Source organism: Bacillus sp. FJAT-47783 (genome assembly GCF_022808615.1).
Taxonomy (GTDB): domain Bacteria; phylum Bacillota; class Bacilli; order Bacillales; family Aeribacillaceae; genus Bacillus_BZ.
The window spans coordinates 38277-61708 of the sequence record NZ_JAKZKS010000018.1; the positions used below are offsets into that span (position 1 = coordinate 38277).

General features: G+C 37.2%; 25 protein-coding genes. 4 read left to right on the forward strand and 21 right to left on the reverse strand.

Annotated features, from left to right (window positions below; genetic code table 11):
• Window positions 1–134: 134 nt before the first annotated feature.
• The 3 genes from MLD65_RS12755 to fdhD are packed head-to-tail and all read right to left on the reverse strand — an operon-like array spanning window position 135 to window position 4357.
• A complete protein-coding gene (locus tag MLD65_RS12755; RefSeq protein ID WP_243292252.1) occupies window positions 135–611 on the reverse strand; it encodes a helical membrane plugin domain-containing protein in 477 nt (158 codons plus the stop codon).
• Window positions 604–3555 (reverse strand): formate dehydrogenase subunit alpha, encoded by a 2952-nt coding sequence (fdhF, locus tag MLD65_RS12760; protein ID WP_243292253.1) that lies wholly within the window; start codon window positions 3553–3555, stop codon window positions 604–606. The genes MLD65_RS12755 and fdhF overlap by 8 nt, the downstream gene beginning before the upstream one ends.
• The gene (gene fdhD, locus MLD65_RS12765) at window positions 3521–4357 is read right to left on the reverse strand and encodes a formate dehydrogenase accessory sulfurtransferase FdhD (RefSeq protein ID WP_243292254.1); all 837 of its coding nucleotides are present in this window, start codon (window positions 4355–4357) and stop codon (window positions 3521–3523) included. The genes fdhF and fdhD overlap by 35 nt, the downstream gene beginning before the upstream one ends.
• Before the next feature lie 183 nt (window positions 4358–4540).
• Between fdhD and MLD65_RS12770 the strand changes: the two genes are divergently transcribed.
• A complete protein-coding gene (locus MLD65_RS12770) occupies window positions 4541–5530 on the forward strand; it encodes a S8 family peptidase (RefSeq protein ID WP_243292255.1) in 990 nt (329 codons plus the stop codon).
• A 100-nt stretch (window positions 5531–5630) separates the two neighbouring features.
• Entirely contained in the window at window positions 5631–7022 is a 1392-nt protein-coding gene (locus MLD65_RS12775; protein WP_243292256.1) for an N-acetylmuramoyl-L-alanine amidase, read from the forward strand.
• A gap of 173 nt (window positions 7023–7195) precedes the next feature.
• Here MLD65_RS12775 and MLD65_RS12780 read toward each other — a convergent pair whose 3' ends face one another.
• The 9 genes from MLD65_RS12780 to MLD65_RS12820 form a co-directional block, all read right to left on the reverse strand.
• Entirely contained in the window at window positions 7196–8284 is a 1089-nt protein-coding gene (locus MLD65_RS12780) for a nitric oxide synthase oxygenase (protein ID WP_243292257.1), read from the reverse strand.
• A gap of 103 nt (window positions 8285–8387) precedes the next feature.
• Window positions 8388–9296, reverse strand: coding sequence for an AEC family transporter (locus MLD65_RS12785; protein WP_243292258.1), 909 nt, complete (start codon window positions 9294–9296; stop codon window positions 8388–8390).
• Complete coding sequence (locus MLD65_RS12790) at window positions 9293–9727, reverse strand: ASCH domain-containing protein (protein ID WP_243292259.1); 435 nt, start codon at window positions 9725–9727, stop codon at window positions 9293–9295. Before MLD65_RS12790 ends, MLD65_RS12785 begins: the two co-directional genes overlap by 4 nt.
• Before the next feature lie 826 nt (window positions 9728–10553).
• Window positions 10554–10955 (reverse strand): sporulation delaying protein family toxin, encoded by a 402-nt coding sequence (locus tag MLD65_RS12795; protein WP_243292260.1) that lies wholly within the window; start codon window positions 10953–10955, stop codon window positions 10554–10556.
• Window positions 10956–11090: 135 nt separating this feature from the next.
• Entirely contained in the window at window positions 11091–11633 is a 543-nt protein-coding gene (locus MLD65_RS12800; protein WP_243292261.1) for an NADPH-dependent FMN reductase, read from the reverse strand.
• Window positions 11634–11657: 24 nt separating this feature from the next.
• Window positions 11658–12917, reverse strand: a complete 1260-nt coding sequence (locus MLD65_RS12805; protein WP_243292262.1) for an MFS transporter — start codon at window positions 12915–12917, stop codon at window positions 11658–11660.
• A 58-nt stretch (window positions 12918–12975) separates the two neighbouring features.
• Window positions 12976–13734: a class I SAM-dependent methyltransferase gene (locus MLD65_RS12810; protein ID WP_243292263.1), complete on the reverse strand. Its 759-nt coding sequence runs from the start codon at window positions 13732–13734 to the stop codon at window positions 12976–12978.
• 47 nt (window positions 13735–13781) lie between these two features.
• On the reverse strand, window positions 13782–14996 hold the full coding sequence (locus tag MLD65_RS12815) for a WD40 repeat domain-containing protein (protein ID WP_243292264.1): 1215 nt from the start codon (window positions 14994–14996) through the stop codon (window positions 13782–13784).
• A complete protein-coding gene (locus MLD65_RS12820; protein WP_243292265.1) occupies window positions 14962–15993 on the reverse strand; it encodes a transposase in 1032 nt (343 codons plus the stop codon). Before MLD65_RS12820 ends, MLD65_RS12815 begins: the two co-directional genes overlap by 35 nt.
• A gap of 296 nt (window positions 15994–16289) precedes the next feature.
• On the opposite strand from MLD65_RS12820, the gene MLD65_RS12825 reads away from it, so the two are divergent.
• A complete protein-coding gene (locus tag MLD65_RS12825; RefSeq protein ID WP_243292285.1) occupies window positions 16290–17156 on the forward strand; it encodes a YitT family protein in 867 nt (288 codons plus the stop codon).
• 250 nt (window positions 17157–17406) lie between these two features.
• On the opposite strand, the gene MLD65_RS12830 is transcribed toward MLD65_RS12825, so the two are convergent.
• Entirely contained in the window at window positions 17407–17565 is a 159-nt protein-coding gene (locus MLD65_RS12830) for a DUF1540 domain-containing protein (RefSeq protein WP_243292266.1), read from the reverse strand.
• 130 nt (window positions 17566–17695) lie between these two features.
• Here MLD65_RS12830 and MLD65_RS12835 point away from each other — a divergent pair, with 130 nt between their 5' ends.
• Window positions 17696–18001 (forward strand): DUF3892 domain-containing protein, encoded by a 306-nt coding sequence (locus tag MLD65_RS12835; protein ID WP_243292267.1) that lies wholly within the window; start codon window positions 17696–17698, stop codon window positions 17999–18001.
• Between the two features lie 29 nt (window positions 18002–18030).
• On the opposite strand, the gene MLD65_RS12840 is transcribed toward MLD65_RS12835, so the two are convergent.
• The 8 genes from MLD65_RS12840 to MLD65_RS12875 form a co-directional block, all read right to left on the reverse strand.
• Entirely contained in the window at window positions 18031–18567 is a 537-nt protein-coding gene (locus tag MLD65_RS12840; RefSeq protein ID WP_243292268.1) for a hypothetical protein, read from the reverse strand.
• A gap of 6 nt (window positions 18568–18573) precedes the next feature.
• Window positions 18574–18735: a hypothetical protein gene (locus tag MLD65_RS12845; protein ID WP_243292269.1), complete on the reverse strand. Its 162-nt coding sequence runs from the start codon at window positions 18733–18735 to the stop codon at window positions 18574–18576.
• On the reverse strand, window positions 18735–19481 hold the full coding sequence (locus MLD65_RS12850; RefSeq protein WP_243292270.1) for a hypothetical protein: 747 nt from the start codon (window positions 19479–19481) through the stop codon (window positions 18735–18737). The genes MLD65_RS12845 and MLD65_RS12850 overlap by 1 nt, the downstream gene beginning before the upstream one ends.
• On the reverse strand, window positions 19468–20364 hold the full coding sequence (locus MLD65_RS12855) for an ABC transporter ATP-binding protein (protein ID WP_243292271.1): 897 nt from the start codon (window positions 20362–20364) through the stop codon (window positions 19468–19470). The genes MLD65_RS12850 and MLD65_RS12855 overlap by 14 nt, the downstream gene beginning before the upstream one ends.
• Window positions 20361–20747, reverse strand: coding sequence for a GntR family transcriptional regulator (locus MLD65_RS12860; protein ID WP_243292272.1), 387 nt, complete (start codon window positions 20745–20747; stop codon window positions 20361–20363). Before MLD65_RS12860 ends, MLD65_RS12855 begins: the two co-directional genes overlap by 4 nt.
• A 205-nt stretch (window positions 20748–20952) precedes the next feature.
• The gene (locus MLD65_RS12865; protein WP_243292273.1) at window positions 20953–21450 is read right to left on the reverse strand and encodes an LURP-one-related family protein; all 498 of its coding nucleotides are present in this window, start codon (window positions 21448–21450) and stop codon (window positions 20953–20955) included.
• Between the two features lie 67 nt (window positions 21451–21517).
• Window positions 21518–22141, reverse strand: a complete 624-nt coding sequence (locus MLD65_RS12870; RefSeq protein WP_243292274.1) for a histidine phosphatase family protein — start codon at window positions 22139–22141, stop codon at window positions 21518–21520.
• 78 nt (window positions 22142–22219) lie between these two features.
• Complete coding sequence (locus tag MLD65_RS12875; RefSeq protein WP_243292275.1) at window positions 22220–23239, reverse strand: LacI family DNA-binding transcriptional regulator; 1020 nt, start codon at window positions 23237–23239, stop codon at window positions 22220–22222.
• Between the last annotated feature and the right edge of the window lie 193 nt (window positions 23240–23432).

Consider the following 23432-nt stretch of genomic DNA (forward strand, 5'->3'; position numbering starts at 1 on the left):
AAGTTTATCGATCATCAATCTATACGAATAATTAGTCACGCTACTTTTAACACTTTAGTGGAAGGAGTTAGGAGCTGATTTTTCACTTCCCTAAAAAACCTCTTACCTAAAATGGCAAGAGGTTTTTTGTACGATTATTCTTCAATTCTCCCCAACCCTTTCAAAAAATGAAGCAGCATCGTAATCGCTCGGTTGATTTCCGGGTCTTTTAAGGCTGAAAGTAGTTGAAACAGTGACGTTTTTTCGTTCGAATCGATTGAGCTTGCTGCTTCTCTTAATCCGTCATTCATTTTTGACGACATTTTTTGAAGGTTTTCAATATCGATCGTCCCTAAAAGCATGAGTAACTGAGAGGCGTTTTTTAAAATGTTTGCATTCGGCTCTCGGTTTGCTTCTGAGACGATGTTTTTTAATACTTCGTCTTTTCTTGCAAATAGGGCGTTCATCATTTCTAGAGCACCTGTTTTATGCATGTGGCTCATTAGTTCAATACTTTGTAAGATGGCGTCTTTATTGTCTGAGATGGCAGCTTCTATTTCATGTAGACTCTGTTGTTTCATTTCTTCTTGCGTTAGTTCTTGCTTTTTGATCGTCGTAATCGGTTTAGCCATTTTGTTTCACCTTGCTTCCTGGATAGGAGTAGTCTGTTCGTTTCCACTTTTCCTCGACGCACACACCGATTTGCGGGTTTCGATTTCCCATTCGATGGTTATTCGATTTGATCGGTGATTCACCGCGATCCTTTAAACGAATCATTTTGACAGCTACTTGTTTGTATGCCGGAGTGTTTGTATCTCGATCTGTTTCATTTCCGGTCAAGCGGTTAATGGCTAGTTCGCCATTGTCATTAAGCGGAATAAACAGTTCATTTTTTTGGACACGGTCTGTGATATGGACTTGTCCTTTCACCGAACCGTGCTTAGAGACGAGCTCTACGAGTGCTCCTTCTTCAATTCCACGTTCTGCGGCTAATTCTTTAGACACCTCAATAAACGCTTGTGGCGTTTTTCTTACAATACCTGAAGTTTGATACGTCATATTCCCTTCGTGAAAATGTTCAAGAAGACGCCCGTTATTCACATGAAGATCATACTCCTCATCAACATTATAAAGAGATTCATATTGAAGTGGATAAAGCCTTGCTTTTTGATCTTCAAATGGGAATCCGTCCGTATAAAGTAAAGGTGTGTCCTTTCCATCAGCTCTAACAGGCCATTGTAAACTATTAAACCCTTCAAGTAAGTCATACGATACACCTTCAAACATCGGTGCTAATGAGGCGGCTTCGTCCATAATTTCTTTCGGATGTTTATAGTCCCAAGAAAAACCGAGAGCACGAGCTAGCAAGGAGTAAATCTCCCAATCAGGTTTTGCCTCACCTAACGGCTCTAACGCTTTGTATAATCGTTGAATACGTCGCTCTGTATTTGTAAAGGTTCCGTCCTTTTCTAAGCTCGGACTTGCCGGGAATACAACATCGGCAAATTGAGCTGTTTTTGTTAAAAATAAATCTTGGACGACGAAAAATTCTAGTTTTTCGAGCGCCTCACCGACATGGTTTATATTCGCATCGACAATTCCCATATCTTCCCCGGTAACATAAAGGGATTTTATCGTACCATCATGAATAGCTTTCACCATTTGATGATTATCCTTCCCTGGTATTGCAGGAAGCTTCACACCCCATTTCTTTTCATAACGCACTCGCACCTTTTCATCTGTTACACGTTCATAACCTGGAAACATATTGGGCAAGCTTCCAAAATCACTGCACCCTTGGACGTTATTATGTCCACGGAGTGGGTAAGCACCGGCACCAGGCTTTCGATAATTCCCAGTTATAAGAAGCAAGTTCGATATCGCTGTGCTCGTATCGCTCCCACGCTGATGCTGTGTTACGCCCATTGCCCAGCATATCGCCATTGTTTTCACTTGATGGATTGTTTCCGCAATTTCTTTCAATGTCGCAACAGAGATGCCAGTCACTTCTTCGGCATATGGTAATGTAAACGGTGCTAAGCTTTGGACATATTGGTCAAAGCCGTTAACATTCTCATTAATAAACGATTGATCATGCCAGTTTTGATCGATGATATATTTTGTGACAGCGGATAACCAGACAAGGTCGGTTCCCGGTTTCGGTCGTACGAAAAGATCCGCCCTTTCTGCCATTTCATGTTTCCGCAAATCAAAAACGAATAGTTTTTGACCGTATAATTTTTGAGATCGCTTTATTTTCGAAGCAAGTACAGGGTGGGATTCACCTGTGTTAGCGCCGACAATGATCACAAGTTCAGCTTGAGCAATGTCTGAAAGGGAGCCTGCATCCCCGCCATATCCAACCGTTCGAAATAGCCCGACTGTTGCCGGTGATTGACAATATCTTGAACAGTTGTCAATATTGTTTGTCCCAATTACTTGTCTTGCAAACTTTTGTAATAAATATGATTCTTCATTCGTTGCCTTCGAGGAGGCAATAAATGCTAATGCATCAGATCCATCCTTTTCTTTGATTTCTCGAAAACGTTTCGCGACATACGAAATGGCTACGTCCCAATCGACTTCTTCAAAATGGTCTCCTTTACGAATAAGCGGTTTCGTTAATCGCTTTTCACTATTCACATAATCCCAGCCAAATTTCCCTTTCACACAAGTAGAAATACCGTTTGCCGGCGCTTCTTTAGTTGGTTCAATCTTTAAAATCGACCGTCCTTTTGTCCAGACGTTAAAGGAACATCCAACGCCGCAATATGTACAGACGGTTTTCGTTTTCTTAATTCGTTCTTTTCTTAATGCAGCTTCAGTATCAGAAATCGTCATTAACGAACCGTAACCTGTTTCTACTTGTTTCGTTAAATCAATCATCGAACGTAACGTACCCGGTTCAACATTTGTTAAAAAGCCCGCTTGTCCGAGCATCGATTTTTCCATTAAGGCATTACACGGACAAACCGTCACACATTGACCACAGTTTACACATGAAGAGTGATCAATCGGTACATCTTCGTCCCAAATAACACGCGGCTCTTTTCGGCTCCAATCAATCGTAAGTGTCTCGTTTACTTGTACATCTTGACACACTTCTACACAACGTCCACATAAAATACATTGGTTTGGATCATACCGATAGAAAGATCCTGAAAAATCCACTTCATACGGCTTCGGTGAAAACGGGATTTCTTGGTGTTCGATTCCCATTTCTTTCACCGTGTTATGAAGCGTGCAATCACCATTGTTTTTATCACAAACCGTACAATACAGCTCATGATTTTTTAATAGCTGATCCATCGCCCGTTTTTGTGCTTTTTGCACATGGGATGCGGTTGTTCGAACAGTCATTCCATCTTTTACAGTTGTGTGACACGAACGGACGAGCTCTCCATCAATATCTACGATACATGTATCACAAGTAGAAATCGGCCCTAAGCTTTCGTGATAACAAACATGTGGAACGTATTCGTCTATCGACTTTATGGCTTGAAGCACATATTGACCCTCAGGAACTCTATACGTCTTTCCATTAATGACAATTGATACTTTCTCCACTTTCTCCATCCCCTTTGTCAATTAAAATTCGCTCTGAATGTGTGTATATGTTCATTTTTTCATTTCGGATAAATCCAACCGTCGTCACCCGTAGATCATTGGCTAACTTTAACGCTAAATCGGTTGGGGCCGATTTCGACAACAAGATGCCACAGCCGATTTTTGCTACTTTTAATATCACCTCTGACGACATGCGGCCACTAAAGGCAATCACTTTATCGTGTATAGAAATATCATGCAATAAACAATAGCCATATATTTTATCTAACACATTATGTCTTCCGATATCGCAAAACGTTTGCATAACACCTTCTGTCGTACAAAGTGCCGCATTATGAAGACCACCCGTTCGTTTAAATAAAGTGGAATACTTGTTTAATTCCGTCATTAAATAAAAGCATTGTTCTGGTGTAATGGATGCACTTTTTAAAATCGTTTTCGCCGTTTTCGCGTCTTGATAAAAATAAAATTGACGGCTCTTCCCGCAACAAGAACCGATCATACGTTTTGATACAAATTCTTTTTTATTTTGAATTGATGTATGTAAATTCACGTAACTAAATCCTCGTTCACGATCAAGATGAAACGATTGTACGTCCATTATCGAACGTATCATTCCTTCCGATGCTAAAAATCCGATGACAAGCTCTTTAATATCTGCAGGTGAACAAATGAGCGTCGCGAATTCCTCGCCATTCACAAAAACGGTCAATGGATACTCGAGCGCAATTTCATCTCGTTCTACTTCAATATGTGCATTCGTATATTTCACAATTTCCCAATGTCCGATGAGATGTCTATTTGTTGTCATTTTGATCTCCCTTTTCATCTTCTTCCCTTATTGTTTCGTTACGAATCTTTAAAATCCTTTTCAATCTTTGAAACCTCTTATTATTCTGAATCGTCATATATACAATCGATTCATCATGAATCTAGTCGATTAGAAGCTCATATGTATAAGAAGAAATATTATTCTTTTTTGAGGAGTGATTCAATGGTTGAACGTAAAGTGAAGCTTGTCCCGTACACAACGGAAGAAACATTAGATACCATTACCGAAGTCCCGGAAGGAATTCAAATGGTACAAGCACCATCGTTATGGAATGAAGGAGTGAAAGGTAAAAGAGTTGTCATTGCCGTTCTTGATACAGGTTGCGACATCCATCATCCCGATTTAAAAGGACAAATTATCGGGGGTCGAAACTTCACAACAGATGATAACAGAGACCCTAAACGGGTGACCGATTATAATGGACATGGGACACATGTTGCTGGAACGATTGCTGCAAAAGAAAATAATCGTGGTGTAATCGGCGTTGCACCGGAAGCTAAGCTTCTTATTTTAAAAGTACTCGGAACAGATCCAAACAATTCAAAATCAGCAACCGGTCGTTACGAGTGGATCATCAATGCCATTCATTATGCCATTAAGCAAAAAGTTGATATTATTTCAATGTCATTAGGTGGTCCTTCTCATCACCCAGGACTTCACGATGCCATTAAGAAAGCCGTTAACGAAAATATCCTTGTCGTCTGTGCTGCCGGGAATGAAGGCGATGGAAATGAGCAAACAAATGAATTCACATACCCTGGTGCTTATAATGAAGTCATATCTGTCGGAGCCGTCTCCGCAAGAAGAGAAGCATCCCTTTTTACAAATTCCAATAATGAAGTCGACTTAGTCGCACCTGGCGAAAAAATTCGCTCTACTATTCCAGATGGAAAATATGCTTCCTTAAGCGGAACATCTATGGCAACCCCCCACGTATCGGGCGCTTTAGCTTTACTGAAGCAAGAAACAAAAGAACAATTTGAACGCACATTATCAGAGCCAGAGCTATATGCACAGCTCATTAAACGAACAGTCCCACTTGGTAATGCAAAAACATTAGAAGGAAACGGATTATTATATTTAACAACACCAAACATATTGTCACGATATGTGAGAAGTCAACAAACAACACCGTGGTTTTTAAAACTATAAGACAATGAAAAATGCCACCTATTTCTACAAATCTCACAACTAAACATGATAAGTGAATAGACTAGTATTATGAGAAAAGAAAGGTGGTGTGGTGCCCTTAATGAAGAAAGTCATGATTGACCCAGGACATGGCGGAAGTGATCCAGGAGCTGGGTCGAATGGATATAAAGAAAAAGATTTTAATTTAAATATTGCATTAAACGTTGGAAATTATTTAGTAGCTCATTATGATGTTGAACTTTTCCTAACTCGAACATCTGATCAAACAGTAAGCCTTGCAGATCGAACAAATTTAGCAAACGAAAAGAATGTTGATTATTTTTGTTCCATACACGTTAATGCAGGAGGCGGATCTGGATTTGAAAGCTATATTTATAACGGTCCGGTATCACAGCCAACCATCCGTTACCAAGCCATTATTCACGATCACATAATGAGTGTCATTGGACAAAGGTACAATGTACGAGACCGTGGAAAAAAGCGGGCAAACTTTCATGTATTACGCGAAACGAAAATGGAAGCAATTTTAGTTGAAACATTATTCATCGATAACGAGGCGGATTTAAAATTATTAACAAATGATGCGTTCATAAAAGACTATTCAAACGCTTTAGCGGAAGGGTTAGCAAAAGCATTGCAATTGCCAAAAAAGGCACACCCTATTGAACCAAATCCAGATGCGTTATACAAAGTGATTGCAGGATCTTTTAAGGTTCGGGAAAATGCCGAAAAGCGACTTCAATGGCTAAAAGCAAACAATATTGATTCGTTTATCTCTCCAACGATGATGAATGGAGATACATTTTATCGTGTTCAAGCGGGAGCTTTTAAAAAGAGGGAGAATGCAGAAAAACACACAGAAAGTTTAAAAGCGGTTGGAATTTTCGATGCCTTTATCGTGTCACCGTCTGAAGCAAAGACGAACCCACAGATCCCGAATCGTTCATCTACACAGAAAGACACGCCCATTCAAGGAAAATCATATGTTAGCGGTGCTTTATTAGATGCCTATGTTCAAACTGTCAACCCTTCGGCACCACAAATTGGCGACTTATATGTACGTTTATCAAACACTTACCAAATTCGAGGAGACATCGCTTTCGCCCAAGCCATTCACGAAACCGACTACTTCCGCTTTACCGGTGTTGTTCATCGAAAGCAACACAATTTTGCTGGAATTGGTGCAACAGGAGGGGATGAAAGAGGAGCCAGCTTTCAAACCGAAAAAGAAGGTGTATTAGCCCATTTGCAACATTTATATGCCTATGCCTCAACCAATCCGCTTCCAGACGACTACCCACTCGTAGACCCGCGCTTTCAACTCGTAAAAAGAGGAAGTGCAAAAACATGGAAGGAATTGAATGGGAGGTGGGCAGTCCCTGGAGACCATTACGGACAATCCATTTTGAATATTTATAAAAAAATCCTAGATTTTTCAGCCAAAAAACTTGAAGATGAAAAAGCTGCTTTACAAAAAGATGAAGCGCCGTAATAACTTTGCTAGCGTATATTGGGCTTTATTTTCACCATTTGGGGTTTTCTTTCATCATTTGAGCCAAATCCCCTTCTTATTGGGGATTTCTTTCATTTATTGGGTCTAATTTTCATCAATTGAGGTTTCGTAGATTCAACCTATAAAAAAAACAGCCTTCTATCGGCTGTTTTTTATTCATAAGGACACTCTTGATAATAATAATTCGGCGATATGACTTTGTTTTTATATGGCTTATGAAAAATATGCGTTGTTGCTGGTGATACAGGCGGTATTAACCAAATCCAGTCACCCGTTACGTCTCTTCCACATTTTACTTCTTGTTCTTCAAAATGTTTAAATTGCGTAGCAGCAGTGTGGTGATCGACAATGCTTACACCTTTTTGTTTAAAGGAATGAAGCACCGCAATGTTTAGTTCAATTAACGCTTTATCTTTCCAAAGAGTTGCATGTTTACTCATATCAAGACCAAGTAACTCTGCAACTTTCGGAAGCATGTGATACCGCTGTTCATCGGAAAAATTTCGCGCTCCAATTTCCGTTTCCATATACCAGCCATTAAACGGTGCTGCTATATATTCAATCCCACCGATTTCAAGCTTCATATCCGAAATAATCGGAACGGCATACCATTTTAGCTGAAGCTCTTCAAAACGCGGAATGTCCGGATGAGTGATGTCAACTTCTAATACAATGTCATTCGGAATCGGAAACCACCTCGGTGTATTTCCATTCACTTGAATGACTAGAGGAAGAATATCAAAAGGTGTCCCTTTTCCTTTCCACCCCATCTTCTCCAGTATTTTTGTCAGCGGAGTGGAAGCGGGGTCTCCGATTATTCCATGTTCCGTTTCATACCCAGCATAGCGCAACAACTGATGGTTCCAAATCCTTACACACTCTCGCCCTTGCTTTTTCGGCTGAAATATTGTAATAGTTGGTCGAATTTTCCCATCGTTTGTCGCAAATTCTATATGACGACATAAAGCTTTAAATATATCTTCTTCTCGCTTTAATTGTCTTTCGTCAAAAACATGTAATGAAGACCAAAATAACCGACCAATACAACGGTTGCTGTTTCGCCATGCCATTTTAGCCCCATGCTCTAGTTCTTCAAATGTATGAACATATTCATTCGTATTGTTGATTTCATTTTTTATTTGACAAAGCCGCTCTTCAATTTCCTCAGTTTTATGTAATTCTGTGTAACACGCTCGAATAAATTGTTCAGCTTTTTGATACAGTTCTTCTTGTTCAACCAAGATGTCCAGCTCCTTCAATTTCGAAAACATATGCTGTCCAAATTATATCATGAGAAGGTCACGATTGTTTTTCGTCAATTTTGACTGTGTTGTGACAATCATGTTATCCGCTTAAAAGAGCTAGTAATATCGTAATACTTCCAATACTCATCAATGTCGTGACAAAGGTAATGCTCGATACAAGTATCGGCTTTGCGTTAAATTGCACGGCATACATCGTTGTCGTTACCGCTGTAGGCATGGATACTAAAATTATTAACACCGCTTCTAGCAATTCGTTTGTTTTTAAGAATGAAAGAAAGACATAGGCAATAATCGGTGACAGAAAAAGTCTGCTCATAGAAGCAAACGTGACATCTAGCTTATCTACTTTTCCAAGCTTTAATTCCGCTAATTGCATCCCTAACAAGAGCATCGCAACAGGTATCGCCGCATCTGCTATTAAATCAACCGGCATCATCACATTGTTTGGGAGCTCCCACGGGAGAAACTGACATAAGATAGCCGTTATGACAGCATACGTAGCAGGCATTTGCAACACTTTTTGAAACGCTTGTCTTGCACCAGCTTGTCCTCTAAAGGCATAATAAACACCGAACACATTCATGACAACAGATTGAATGACCATAAAGGAAACCGCATAATAAAAGCCCTCTTCCCCAAACGCGAATAATATAATAGGCGCACCATAGTTTCCTGCGTTCATAAAAGCGGTCGCAAGGATTAACCCGCTTTCCATGGTACGAGTGTGGCCTCTCCATAAACAATATATTTTTGATAAAAAAATAAACGTAACTAAAAACAACATTGAAAATACAACCATTTGCACATATTCAATATTAAAATGAGCTCGATAAAAGGTTGAAAACACTAATGCTGGACTTAACACATAAATAGAAACGGTCGAAACCGCTTTTAAATCTAGTCGTTTCCACCTTTGAATAATAAAACCGATGAAAAAAATAAAAAAGACCGGGACTACGACTTCTACAAATAAATGAAATACGTTCATTTGTTTGTGGCAGATGACGGTTGTACATATTCAAATAATTCAACGATTAAAATCGTCGAGTCATTTAATTGCAGGCCGTTTTGAACATCTTCTTTCCACGCTTCTTTATGCTCACGTTGAAATTCTTCTACATTTGTCCCATTGCCTTCACCTTGAACAAGACGTAAATCTGGGTTTCCAAACGTCGTTTCAAATACGTCAATCATTTTAATGTAACACCGCTCATTTCCATGCTTATCATATACGGGTACAATATAGCCAACGGATTCATACGTTTCTTGTAACTCCTCATCTGAATACGACTCCTTCGGTGCACAAGTAGCTGTCTTTTCACCACGAAGAATTTGCTGAATTAATTGTTCACCTAAGCCGTTATCACCTTCCCAGCCAAAAATACTTTTATAGGTTACTTCTTTTCTTCTATTCTCCATCCTACCTCTCTCCTTTTCTATACCATATTGTACCCAAAGAAGATGAGGAAATAAAGAAGGTTCGGAATTTTTGATTAATTATTATTTTATTACTATAAGAGTATGTTCAAAAAGTACCCTCTTAACTTAATCTCAAGTTGCACATTAGCTATCCTAACTTCCAAATGTGGGAATTAAAGTAAAATAACTTGGAATGAGATTTCTTAAATAATTTTTATCTATTTTTACTCTAAAAAAGGGCAGACGAATCCCTAGGAAATCAACAACTTTTTTAAAAATTGTTTGTTCAATCACCTAAATTATCCAACTAAAGGTAATGATACTTGTTCAACTTGGATGTTTTGAAGCTCCTTTATTTTTTTAACATGATTCTTGGGCAAAACTGTATCCCGAACGTGTTTGATCATTCGTGGGGTACTACCAACAAAACGCGGAAAACATACGCTAAGCAAAATTCGACATAAAGAAAGCCGGTATTTCCTACGCTAAGGAAACTCTCAGCTATTATTGTTATTGAATAAGGGGGCGCAACGAATACCATTTTTACAACATGGAGTACTGTTCAGGACGTTCATTCAGGAAAATGCGGATTTACAACGTTAAGGGGTGGTAGTACCAGCGTAGCTGATACCACCCGCAAATTGATTGGTTATATTTCACAAAATGAAAACAAAAAAATTAACAGCATACCGCCAAAATTTCCGAAATGTGAGTAGTACTTCTATTAAATTATTTATCTTAAAAAAACAATTAACGCAATACTATCAGTATTGCGTTAATTGTTTTAAAAGAAAACATTTTGTTCACGGACATTTTTTCCTTTTCCTTATAGTCTCTCGGTTACATTGTCGATGAAAATCTCTTTTTCAAGATCACTTACTTCCGATTTTGAAGATCCCCAATATCCGACTTTATTATACACAGTAACTGCCTGAACAGCAGTATGACCTGCATAAACATACATACCAGCAGCTACTACAACAATTACTACTGCTGCAGCTACCCATTGACCAGTTATTGGGTCGTTTTCAACGTTAACTCCAAGGCTCTCCATAGCATTTTCTAATAAAACGGCACCTTCGGAGAAGGTTTCATCAATAGCTACAGGGTTATTACTATCAATAGCTTCTTTTAGGCGGTCGTAGTATGTTGAATCCTCAACTGAAATTTGAGTTGTGACTTTATCTACAAAATCTTTGGCCTCTTTATTATTAACTGCTTTTAACATATCTTTTGTCCAAGTTCATTCCGGGGCTTATGAGATATAACCAACCTCCTCTAAGATACATTTGTAATAAAAAACTTGCGAGTAATTAGTTTTTAAAAAAAATCAGATGAGTCATCTGATTTTTTAAGTACAGTATTACACCTCAATGGATTCTTCTAAGAATAGCTGTTTAGATAAGGAAGTATAAAGTCTGAGTTCATTTACTAATTGATCCACGTCTATTCTAGCTGATTCTAATAGCTCACCTTGTTCTGTAATATCATCCGGATTTATTACTAGTTGCTTTGATAATACATTTGCATAAAGCGCGCGTGCTACAAATCTTAAACTGTTCAACGCATTAACGCCACCTTTTCCCCCTCCACATACAGAAATTAGAGCGACAGGTTTATTAATAATGTAACTCTTATCAATAAAATCTAAGGCATTCTTTAAAGCTCCACTCATAGATCCATGATATTCTGGGGTAGAAAGTATAATGGCATCAGCTTCTTCAATTGCATTAAGAACTGTTTGTACTTCTTTTCTAGTACGAACTTCTTCCTCACCATTAAAGATAGGTAGAATTAATTCGCTTAAATCTAATAAGTTCAAATCATGATTCTTGCTGATATACTTTGCCACTTTTGTAGTTCTACCAGATTTCCTAGGGTTTCCATTTATAATTAGTAAGTTCATCTTGTTTCCTCCTAAATTTTTGTATTATTTTTGGATTACATTTGAGTTATCAATGCCTTTTTCAGTTATTGTTAATGAGTGGTTTGTTATACCTTTTCTCGTTGTGAATACAATAATAAATGATAGGACAAGAATAACACTTAAAACCAATAGTGATACCCTTACATTTACCATGCTGTTTATTAATGTAAAGATAAATACAAGAGTCACCCTCATTAGTAAGCCTGCTGCTTGCAAAAAACCATTTACTCTACCAATAATATCTTGAGGAATAATTTCCATCATTAGAGTGTTCCTACTTATTCTTGTTCCAGAGTTTCCAGCCCCGCAAAATAACATAAAGACTAGAAACAAGAATACAGAATTAAATATTACTGTACAAACTAACGCTAAGGTGTATGTTAGCATTGTTATAACTGTAGTATTTAAAGAACCAATTTTCCTCACAACATATGTAACAATGATACTCCCGATGATAGCGCCTGAGGAATAAAATAAGTTAAGGAGCCCCATAGTACTAGCATTAGCTTTTAAATATTGAGCTATAAATACGGGGAACAAATAGTTACCAACCATCACAGCAATAAATGGCATAAAAGCACATAACAAGAATAGCATTAACTTTTTCTCATATTTGACGTAATTGAACCCTTCCTGTATATCTTTCCATCTCGAATTCTTGACATCAGCAACGGCTTTTTTACGATGAATATTGGGTAATATAGTTAATGCTGTTAAACTAACTAGATATGCCACACTATTTAAGATTAATATATAGGATATATCTATAGTCTCTACTGCTACCGTTGCCAATGCTCCTACCAAAAGAGAAGCTCCTTGAGTTTGAATTTCTAATGTACTGTTTAAACTATTATATTGTTCTTTTTTAAATAAACTTTGGTTTAGAGCGAATCTCACTTGATAATAAAAAGTAGTAATCATTGTACCAATTACAGACAAAGTTACCATGGCGATTTGATCGTAATTGGTTAAAAAGCATAAAATCCCCAAGAGCAAGGTGATAATAGCTCCGAACCCCTCTGTTAACATTAATAATCGCTTTTGTGAAAACTTATCGATAACCGCTCCAAAATACGGGGATAAAAGAAACAATGCAGTTGTTGATATAATTGTTAATAAACCAAAGACTTTTTCTCCCCCAGGTTGATTAACTAGATACCATGGTATAGCAATCATTGTTATACCACTACCAACTGAAGTAAATAGATCAGATAATAAAATTGGAATGATTTTATTCTTTGACTCTCGAAAGATAGATTTCATATTAATCCCCTGATATATTGTCTATTTTGCAATAATAGTCATCACACTTTTTTAGGAACTATCTTTTTTCTAAAGTTTTTCTTTTTGTAGCAGCTAATATTAAAAACAAAGGAAAACTTCTCTTTTGCTCATAATTAGAAACTGAAGAAAAATTAATTTTCTCAGGTGTAGCTTCCTTTATACTCTCTATTTCAAAGCCGCATTTTCTTAGTATTTCATAATATTGTTCTATAGTTCTATGATATTTAATAACATTACCACCTAACCAGTTAACACGGCGCTCTCCGGTATGGAAATAGTTTTTTACATTAATTTCATTCTGGGCGCTTGGTATTGGTACTACTTCTTTATTGCTGGTCATTATTGGATGCTCAACAGAGATAATAAGTCTTCCTTGATCCTTTAATGAAGTATTTATATTTGCTATCAAATCTTTCAAATTTTCTACATAGTGCAAAGTTAACCTGCTAATTACCAAGTCGAAATGTTGCTCTTGAAAGTCGCATTCTTCCAGCCTGGATAATATAATTTCACTATTCTTAAAATCCTTTAAATTTTTAGTGGCCAATTCATACATGTTTCTTGAACCATCGACACCAATATAGTGTTTACAATTATTCATTAAATGTTCTAAGCCATAACTCCCATCTCCACATCCAAGTTCTAAAATTTCTAGGCCTTCTACATTTCCAACTAAATGTTGGATGATTGGAGTTTCTATAACGTTATTTGCATGATCTTCATTTTTTCTTCTTTCCCAATAACGATTAAAAATTTCATTATCGTCATAGAATTGAGCACCATTATAATAATTCAATTCTATACCTCCATATTAAGCATGTTTAAAACTAATAATTTTACTGTTTACAGAGACACTTTTTCCTTATTATTATCTAGAATGCTAATTAAATCCCCCTCTAATTCCCAAATTCTAGCTGTTCCGTCCCAAGATGCTGTAACAAATTTTTGGCATCCAGGGATAAATGACAAGCTGCTTACACCACCATGATGCTCTTTAATTGTCGTAATAAGCTCCCCAGTCTTAACGGACCAAATTTTAGATTCATTATCATAGGAGCCGGTAGCAATCATAGAACCATCAGTACTCCATGCTACAGATTTAATTGATTTTCGATGGGCATCACTTACTAAAACAGAGCAGCTTTCTTTCTCAATATCGCTTATTCTTACACTCTTATCTCTAGATACCGATACAATAAATTTTCCATCTGGAGACCATGATATCTGATTAATTAATTGATCATGGGCTTTAATAGATTTTATTAATAAGTTTGTTTCTGGGTTCCAAACATGGACCATACCATCATTTGAACCAACTGCTATTAGGTTTGTTGATTTATGCCAGTCGACTGCTTTAATTGCTCCAGCATGTGGTTGGGATTCGAATAATAACCCGTCTTCCAATCCCCATATACGTAACTTTTTATCATATCCTCCTGTAGCAAATTTACTACTATCAAAACACCAAGAAACTGTGTTTACAATTCCCTCGTGACCTAAATATTTGTTTTTAGCCTTCTTATTTTTGACATCCCATAATATAATCGTTTCATCATAAGAAGTGGAAGCAAGATATTCTCCGTTAGGTGCCCATTTTACAGACTGCACTAAGCTGTCATGTCCCTGGTACTCTTCTATTTGTTCCCCAGTTTTCATGTCCCATATCCTAACTAAATTATCATCCGAGCCGGTAGCAATTTTTCCGCTGTACAAGACATCGATATTATTAATACCATGAGTTTTGGCTTCCGGCGTTACTATTTCGGTTTTTGAGATAACATCAAATATTCTAAAATGGCCATCAAATGATCCAGATATTATCTTATCCCCTTCAGGAGAAAAGGAAATTCCATTTTCCCATTTATGGAACCCTTTGAATACATTAACCAGTTCTAACGTATCTAAATCCCAAATACTAATGGAACGATCATAGGACCCTGTAGCAATTAAATTCCTTGAAAAGGATACATCCATTCTTTTAATCGAACCATCATGAGCTTTCTTTTCTTTTATCAACCGTCCACTAAATGCATCCCAGACTTTTATCGTTTTCTTCAAAGGAAAAACCAAATTGTTGATCACACGTTCCTTGAAAGGGACAGGACATACATTTATTTTCATCCCCGTTAAACCAGGACGTATAAGTTTCCTTGTCAAATCCATCCCAGACTAACTCATGTCCAGCTTTACATTCCGGCTTCCCCTCTGGGGAACATGATTCGGGGATGAGGGTATTCTTTTTAAAGTCTGTGACGACAGCCACATCGTGTTCAACCAAGGATGTAGTCTGATCTTCGGCACTAAAATAGCCTAGATCAGCAACAAGATATTCCACTTTCAGATCACCTATTTGATTGAGCTTTTCAATCAATGGGAGCAGCACATCGATGTCGGCGGTATCGGGTGGAAGAATGATCGACAACAGAACGACAGGCCCTGAAGGTGTAGGACAGACGATCGAATGTTTTCGATAGCCAATAAAGAACTTGTTTTGATTGGCTTTGTTTCGTTGTACCCCCACTTTCGCATCAGGATCCAAGTACGTCTTTTCACATGCACAAGTATCTTTATTCTCGCAGGAACAACGTTTCTTTTTGTATCCATTTACATGAGCGTAGACAGGTCGAGAATCAATACCTGCAAGGTTTGATTGTAAAAAGTTGTCCAACTTTAATGCTTGGCCTATAAGATCAAATAAGATCTCATAAAATAATTCTGGCGTAACGATCTTACGAAAGTGACTTAAACTACTGTGAGCAGGTACATCTTCTATGTTAGGAGTCCCAATGAAGTTACGCCAAGCCTGATTTTTCGGTTCCATGAGTTGTCTGCATAGCTCTCGAAAGGACGTGATTTCGGGACGTGTAAAGTACAGATAATGCATCCGAAAATATGTCCTTGGATCCACGGGTGGACGCCCACCATTCTTATAAAGGGGGGTTATTTTGTTTACTACAACTCCATCATACACATTGTCGATGTAATCAATGAGTTCCACATCAAAGCCGAGTGTGTTATAGTAATGGTATGGGATTAGTTCTAATTGTAATTCCATGAAAATGCACCTCGCAAATTGGTATTTTGGGTTGTTTGGCACTTCCATTTTACCATTTTTTCGCGAAGGTGCATTTTTGTTTTTTAAGCGAATTAGGCACTTTTTGAACACGCTCTATAATTAATTATGACAGGTATCATGAACTATTACTTGTACGTTTGTAATCGTTTTCGTTGTTCGATCAGTCTATCAGTACGTTAAAGCTGTGCTTTGTTGTTATTTACAAAAAACAAAATTAAGGATAAAATTTTTTCCGGTACATAACAAATAACACACGTTGAAAGGAAGAAGAAATGATGCGTGTAGCCGCACTTAAACAAAGACATACCTACAGTTCTATGAAACTTCTAGAGTTGTTATATATATTAGTAGGTTCTGCGATTGTGGCGATCTGCTACAATTTATTTTTACTACCGAATTACATCGCTTCTGGCGGTGTTAGCGGAATTAGTACGATTACAGATGCCCTTTTTCATTTAGAGCCTGCCTATGTTATTTGGGGGATTAATATTCCATTATTACTAGCGGGTTATGTGTTATTAGGAAGAAAGGAAATTATTAATTCTATTATCGGATCTTTATTTCTTCCTTTTATCGTCTATATGACAAGCGACTTTCCGCCAGCTACAAATGATTCATTACTCGGTGCTATATTTGGTGGAATTGGTGTCGGAATCGGAATTGGTATCGTTTATATGGGTAACGGTTCGACTGGCGGAACGGCTTTAGCAGCTAAAATCATTCATAAATATACAAACATTTCCCTTGGAAAAAGCTTAAGCCTAATAGATGGATGCATCGTTTTAGTAGCAATCGTCGTCTTTGACGTTCAACAAGGGCTCTATGCTTTAATTGGTGTGTATATGACGAGTAAAGCTATTGATTTAATCCAATCAGGATTTAATCGGACGAAAACATCCCTCATTATTACCGATAAGGAAAAGGAAGTACAGGACGCCATTTTCCACCAAATTGATCGAGGTGTGACGAAATTATCCGCACAAGGTGGTTATACAAATTCCATTCGGCCCATGATTATGTGTGTTGTCGACCAATCGGAATTTGCAAAACTAAAAAATATTGTCAAAAAGATTGATCCGAAAGCATTTGTTGTCGTCATGGACTCAACGGAAGTATTAGGAGAAGGATTTTCAGAGCAATAACTGCAAATGAAACATGTACATGCTATCACCTTTTTTCTCATCTTTCATACCTTAACAGTAAGGAGATGACGAAGATGAAAAAATTTTGGATTGCCATTAAGGTGATAGCAAAAGTCATTTTGTTTGGAAAAAAAGCGTATGCAGAAAATAATTGGCAAGAACTTTGCCAAGGATGAATAAAAATGATTCTCATTACCAAATAATAAGCATGCAAGATTGCCCCATACAATCATGCATGCTAATTTAATTTCTACAGCCCTTCTGGATCAAATGTTTTGCAGTCCGTTTCCTTGCTATCTGTCGCTTGTTTTCCTGAATGACTGACGACATAAATCGAATCCGCATTACACTTATTCCCTTGACCCCAATACTTACAGTTATTCACTTCACATAAGACATCCTGTGCCATGATATTTCACCTCCCTTATGCGTTTATTGTTTCCACTCCTTCTGAAAATGATACGAATCAATGATTTTGATGGATGCTCAATACTTTTAATTGTTAAAGGGTACAATAGTAGTGAAATGGAGGGATGGCTATGACAAGCAATCGTTTTGAAGATGTGTACAACGAATATGTTGAACAAACGCAAGGAAAACTTTCCGAACAAACTAAAGACTCCTCACAAGAACATATTGTTGCCGTAAGAAAAAATGATGATGGTGATCTCATCGCCTTTAAAACGAACCGCGGCCGAGAATTAGATTATGTGACAGCACTTGAAGAAGCGAAAAATGGTTCCCTTGCCCATGTCGATGTTTTCCATAAATACGGACGGGACATTTTGCGCAGTGAACCGGATGGGATAAAAGAAAATAATTTAGATGAATTACCGGAATTTTAAGGCTTTCGGATTTGTCCGAAAGCCTTATCCTATCGTTCATTTACGAAAATTAATTCCGTCATATTATCATCACTCAAAATTTCAATATCTCTTGGTATTTGCAAATAAACCAATTGCGCTGCAAATTCGATATCACGATGAAAATATAGGTTGTTTGTAAATTGAGTAATCGTAAATTCATTTCTAAATTGAGCAAAATTATATGTTGATTGATTCGGAAATTGTATCGTTAACTCGTCTTCCAAAAGGGACACATGAATCGGTTTCATTTGCTTGGAAATATCAATATTGTCAATAAGCGTTTTCGTTTCATATACATAGGCAGAAATCGTTCGTTCATCTGACTCTTTTCTTTCCACGAAAATAGGAATAGTTCCATCCACATTTTGAACAACGATAGACAGTTTATCTTCATTGTACGGAACGTCTATCTTTTCCTTTAAATATCGTTTGTGTAAATCCATTCTTTTTTGATTGATCATCACATCACGGAAATGATCTCGTATATTTATTTCCTGTGATCGTTCCTCTTGACTTAACGTATGTAATTCTCCACTTATTGGCATCCATAATTAAAGACCGAGAGAAATGATTAACAATCCGATGTAGCCTGCTAATAACCAATACGTATTCATACGCTTCCAAATTTTTATCATTCCACCTTTTTTCGAGATAAATACCCAAGCTCCAACGAGAATAATGAGAATAATCGGAATGATGGCAACATTCGACATTAAGACTTCACCTCCATTTTATTTGTAAGTAAAAAGGTGGCTATAAAAATCGTAATAATGACAATAATCATTTTCGTAACGAATAAAGGAAATGATGACTCCATAAACAAAGATTGAAACAATATGGCTATCCCCCCACCTATATTAAGTCCAATAAGCAAACCGCCAATGAGTGTTGTTACAATCAACATGAATAATAGTTTCGATATTTCTTTAAGCATCCCAGCGAAATAGCCGACAGAAGAAGCAAGTAATACGTACAAGATGGTTGCGAATACTCCCATAGCAAATTCCGTCAGTGTTGTATGAGTACTCGGTTGTATCAATAAATTGTCCGTACCCTTTGTTAAAAAAATGATGACTTTTAATAAAAAACCTGAAAGCATTGCCGTAACTCCGCCTACAATACTCGCCGTTACTAAAAAGAAGACATTCGACAAATTGCTTGCAAACCGGTTTGTGACAAATAAAAAATCAGGGTTTGCATACGGCTTCGTTGTGATCGTATACGATGTGATGATGCCCCAAATAATCGTAAAAATGATACTCAAATTTGCAGAGTAATAATAAACGTTTATGTTAGTAAACATATTCCCTGCCCCCATCATTTGGGATCCTAAAAGAGAAAAGACGATTGCAATAATTTGAATAAATATTAAAGTACTAATGCTGCCGGAAAATGCAGAGAGCTTATAACCATATTGCTTTTTTACGATGTCATAAAGGTTCGGTTTAACGAAAGACATTGTCGATATCTCCTTTCGAATTATTTGTTAAATAAACAGATAAATCACTAGGGCTCACATGCCGGACATGTACTTCGTTTACCTGTAAGTGATAACGTTCATCTTCCGTCAAATCATTTTTCACGACAACATATTTTTCATGAGCCCCTATGTTTTGGGAATGAATGACCTCTTTCTCTTTCGTCCACGAATCGACGAAAGAGCTATCTCCTCTAAGTCCAACAGCCCATTCCTTCATTTCCGAAATCGACTTATGCATGAGTACTTGCCCATCATTTATGATGAGAATATCTTCAAGCAAATCTTCTACTTCGTTTAAGTAATGGCTCGAAAGTAAAATCGTACGCGGGTAAGCAAGATAGTCTTTCAATAAAGCACGATAAAAGTCTTTTCTCACACCTGCATCCATTCCAGTTGTTGGTTCATCAAATATCGTCAATGGGCAGCGAGCAGCGATGCCGATAATCGCTTGAAACGTACTCTTCATTCCTTTCGATAACTTTTCATAATATTGATTTGGATCGATTGAAAAATAATGCAACAATCGTTCTGCAAGTTCGAGATTAAAATGTTCATAGAATAAACTTGCAGCTTTTAACGTATGAAATAACGTCATGGAAGGTGGAAGCATCATTTGATCAGAAATGAAGATGGTATTGGCTGATACCGTTAACGATTGGAATGGTTTTTCAGAAAATACTTTTATATCTCCTGATGTTTCTGAGGTTAGGCCTGCTATCATATTGAGCAGCGTCGTTTTACCTGCTCCATTCCGACCAATGACACCTGTTATTTTGTTTTCTTCTATTTGGAAAGTGGCATTGTGTAACGCCTTCTTTTGGCCATAAATTTTCGTCAAGCTTTTACATTGAATAACTGTCACGATTGATCCCCCTTAAATTCACGGTATTCATTACGAATGGCTTCGATTAGTTCATCTTCACTTACGTGTAATCGTTTTGCCTCGAGTGTAAGCTCACGAACGAGTCGAATCAATGTTTCATTTTTCCGTTTTGATGAAATGATTTGTTTCGCCTCTTTTGTCACAAACATACCTAGTCCCCGCTTTTTATATAAAATACGCTTTTCAACTAACAATTTCAGCCCTTTCGCTGCTGTTGCAGGATTGATTGTAAACATTTCAGCAAGCTGATATTGAGAATATACTTTATCATCGTAGTTAAAATTTCCCTTTAATATTTCATTTTCAATCCATTCGGCGATTTGCAAATAGATCGGCTTCGTTCCATCATTTTGAATGATCAAATCAAACCTCATCTCCTGAAGAAAATTAGTACATTAGTTATGTAATGTAGTATATTTTATTTTCCAGTGTATGTCAATGACCTTGGAAAAATTGTAAAAAAAAGAGACCTCCTTTAAGAAGGTCTTCAATTAATGTTCTCTCTAAAAACTATCATTATACTTTTTATATTTCGTATTTTTTAATAACTATTTTTCTATTCAATATTTATTGTGCAGCAGATTGATTTCTTTTCGTAATAGCATTTACGCCCATTACTACTGCTATCAGCTCCTCATTAGAAAGGTTGCTTGAATAGTTAATTAACCGAAAAGCCGGAGATTGAAAAAAACCGCTAATCTTTTCAAAAACAGCAATCTCTTGCTTATTATCATCCACCATTCGATATTCCTTTGAAAAAGCATCCGATTCGATTTCATACACGCCTCGATGATAAGCCGTATATTCAAATCGTTTTGAAAAAAAGGAAAGTTTTTGTTTGAGGACACCTAATTCATTACTGTCATCTAACACCATCCATTTATTTGAAAAAAAGGGGAATTTCCCTTTTAACAGGACTGTTCCTGTTAGGTCTATAACATCAACTGTTGATGAAAATGCACTTTTTAAATCAAGTGAACCGACTTTTTCTTTTTGTTCATTATAAATATCTGTTAATCCTGAAGAAAAAAAGTTATCAGAAAAATAAATGGTAGAACTTTTCATTATTTTTCCCCCTTTTCTTAATAATTACGAGTAAAAGGGAAATTAGTTTCAGTTTTCACCTATTTTATCAATTATTGACAAGCAAATGCTGAGTACATCCTTCCATTTCAAGAGTATAGTACTGCATATTTTTAACTTTCACAACCGACAATGCCGTACCGTGAAGAAATGATCCATTCCAAAAGTTTGCAAGTGATTCATTTTTTATATAATTAAGAAGGGATTTTAACCATATTCCATGAGATATAACGAGAATGTTTCCTGTCTGATGCTTTTCGATGATTTCATTCATAAAGGAAACCGCTCTTTTTTGAACGTCGGTAAACGTTTCTCCATCGTCCTGATTATACAAATGCGGGGATTGAAAATATGCTGCATATTGTCCCGGGTACAATTCTTTAATTTCTTCATGCGTTTTCCCTTGCCATTTGCCTAAGTTGATTTCCCGAAGTCGCTCGTCGATTTCGAATGTTTTATTTTGCTTTTTTTCTAAGATGAGACGTGCGGTTTGTTTCGTTCGTTCACTAGGACTTGTGTAAATCGCTTGAAATGTAACTGGTTGAAGTCTTTCACCAAGTGCTTTTGCCGCTTCAATCCCTTCCTTCGTCAAGTTGGAATCAAGCCACCCTTGCATCCGTTTTTCTACGTTCCATTCTGTTTCCCCATGTCTTGTTAAATACAATCGAAGCACACTTCAACATCCTTTCAGGTAAATCGTTATGTAACAAAGGTAAACAACTGGAACGTAAATACTACCGTTGTTCACCTTTTATCTTTTATCACATGATTGTCGCTCAATGATTTTAGCTGGGATTGTAATTCGCTTCGCTAACACATCACGATTTTTCATTTTTTCGATTAAGCAATTCGTTGCTTCATACCCAAGTTGGAATATATTAATTTCAACTGTTGTCAATGGAGGCTTTGAATATTCAGCTACCATTAAATTGTTAAAGCTTATAATGGATATTTGTTCTGGAACGGTGATCTTTAAACTTTCCAAATGGCTCATAATCCCAAATGCCATCATATCATCTGCAACAACGAGAGCTGTTGGAGGTTCTGGTAACGAAAGTAACGCTTTGATCGCTTCACGCCCTCCTTCTCGTAAAAATCGTTCTTGAACAAAATATTCAGACCGATACGGAATACGTGCGTGTTGAAGAGCCTCTTTATAACCGACAAGACGATCAACGGTTACGACTAAATCCAAATCCCCGCCAACAAACGCAATTCGGTCATGTCCTAACTCAATCAAATAATTGGTAACTTCCTTGGAAATAGCCACATTATCATTATCAACATATGTAATGTCATCTGTATGTTCATAAGGCCTGCCAATGACGATAAACGGAAAGTTTTCCTCAAACAAATAGTTCATCACTTGATCGTGGATTCGAGAATAAAGAAGAACAATACCGTCCACTCTTCCACCTTGAACCATCGAGACGACTTCACGATAAATTTCCTCTTCTTTCGTCCCAGTTGATAAATAAAGACCGTAGCCAATTTCATGTGCTTTCATACTTATACCGCGCAACACTTCTGGGAAAAACGGGTTTTGAAACGCATAATTTGTCGAGCTTGGCATGACGACACCAATCGTTTCTGTACTTTTGTTTGCTAAGCTGCGTGCTTGAAAATTCGGGTGATACCCTAGCTGTTCCATCGCCTTGCGAACTTTCCTTTTCGTCTCTTCGCTAATGCGAGGATGATCGGCAATCACTCTTGAAACAGTTGAGGGTGAAACGTTTGCATGCTTTGCCACATCTTTAATTGTCACTGCCATATTGAAATCTCCTTCAATCGTCTATAACTCTTTTTCCTAACGCGTTCTTTCTATTATTTTTATTATAGACGTGGGAAAGCTGTCGAGCAAACGTTCCAGATAAATTTATTAATGAAACAATGTTTTACCTACATATTCTCAATGAAAGCGTCACCAAACTTAAAAGAAACTAGTTTATATCCATTGCTGGTAA

What these genes read in the sequence shown, in the direction of transcription:
- MLD65_RS12755 (WP_243292252.1), bottom strand. Translation starts at nt 611, where the DNA reads ATGGCTAAACCGATTACGACGATCAAAAAGCAAGAACTAACGCAAGAA.
- fdhF (WP_243292253.1), bottom strand. Translation starts at nt 3,555, where the DNA reads ATGGAGAAAGTGGAGAAAGTATCAATTGTCATTAATGGAAAGACGTAT.
- fdhD (WP_243292254.1), bottom strand. Translation starts at nt 4,357, where the DNA reads ATGACAACAAATAGACATCTCATCGGACATTGGGAAATTGTGAAATAT.
- MLD65_RS12770 (WP_243292255.1), top strand. Translation starts at nt 4,541, where the DNA reads ATGGTTGAACGTAAAGTGAAGCTTGTCCCGTACACAACGGAAGAAACA.
- MLD65_RS12775 (WP_243292256.1), top strand. Translation starts at nt 5,631, where the DNA reads ATGAAGAAAGTCATGATTGACCCAGGACATGGCGGAAGTGATCCAGGA.
- MLD65_RS12785 (WP_243292258.1), bottom strand. Translation starts at nt 9,296, where the DNA reads ATGAACGTATTTCATTTATTTGTAGAAGTCGTAGTCCCGGTCTTTTTT.
- MLD65_RS12790 (WP_243292259.1), bottom strand. Translation starts at nt 9,727, where the DNA reads ATGGAGAATAGAAGAAAAGAAGTAACCTATAAAAGTATTTTTGGCTGG.
- MLD65_RS12795 (WP_243292260.1), bottom strand. Translation starts at nt 10,955, where the DNA reads ATGTTAAAAGCAGTTAATAATAAAGAGGCCAAAGATTTTGTAGATAAA.
- MLD65_RS12800 (WP_243292261.1), bottom strand. Translation starts at nt 11,633, where the DNA reads ATGAACTTACTAATTATAAATGGAAACCCTAGGAAATCTGGTAGAACT.
- MLD65_RS12805 (WP_243292262.1), bottom strand. Translation starts at nt 12,917, where the DNA reads ATGAAATCTATCTTTCGAGAGTCAAAGAATAAAATCATTCCAATTTTA.
- MLD65_RS12820 (WP_243292265.1), bottom strand. Translation starts at nt 15,993, where the DNA reads ATGGAATTACAATTAGAACTAATCCCATACCATTACTATAACACACTC.
- MLD65_RS12825 (WP_243292285.1), top strand. Translation starts at nt 16,290, where the DNA reads ATGCGTGTAGCCGCACTTAAACAAAGACATACCTACAGTTCTATGAAA.
- MLD65_RS12830 (WP_243292266.1), bottom strand. Translation starts at nt 17,565, where the DNA reads ATGGCACAGGATGTCTTATGTGAAGTGAATAACTGTAAGTATTGGGGT.
- MLD65_RS12835 (WP_243292267.1), top strand. Translation starts at nt 17,696, where the DNA reads ATGACAAGCAATCGTTTTGAAGATGTGTACAACGAATATGTTGAACAA.
- MLD65_RS12840 (WP_243292268.1), bottom strand. Translation starts at nt 18,567, where the DNA reads ATGCCAATAAGTGGAGAATTACATACGTTAAGTCAAGAGGAACGATCA.
- MLD65_RS12845 (WP_243292269.1), bottom strand. Translation starts at nt 18,735, where the DNA reads ATGTCGAATGTTGCCATCATTCCGATTATTCTCATTATTCTCGTTGGA.
- MLD65_RS12850 (WP_243292270.1), bottom strand. Translation starts at nt 19,481, where the DNA reads ATGTCTTTCGTTAAACCGAACCTTTATGACATCGTAAAAAAGCAATAT.
- MLD65_RS12865 (WP_243292273.1), bottom strand. Translation starts at nt 21,450, where the DNA reads ATGAAAAGTTCTACCATTTATTTTTCTGATAACTTTTTTTCTTCAGGA.
- MLD65_RS12875 (WP_243292275.1), bottom strand. Translation starts at nt 23,239, where the DNA reads ATGGCAGTGACAATTAAAGATGTGGCAAAGCATGCAAACGTTTCACCC.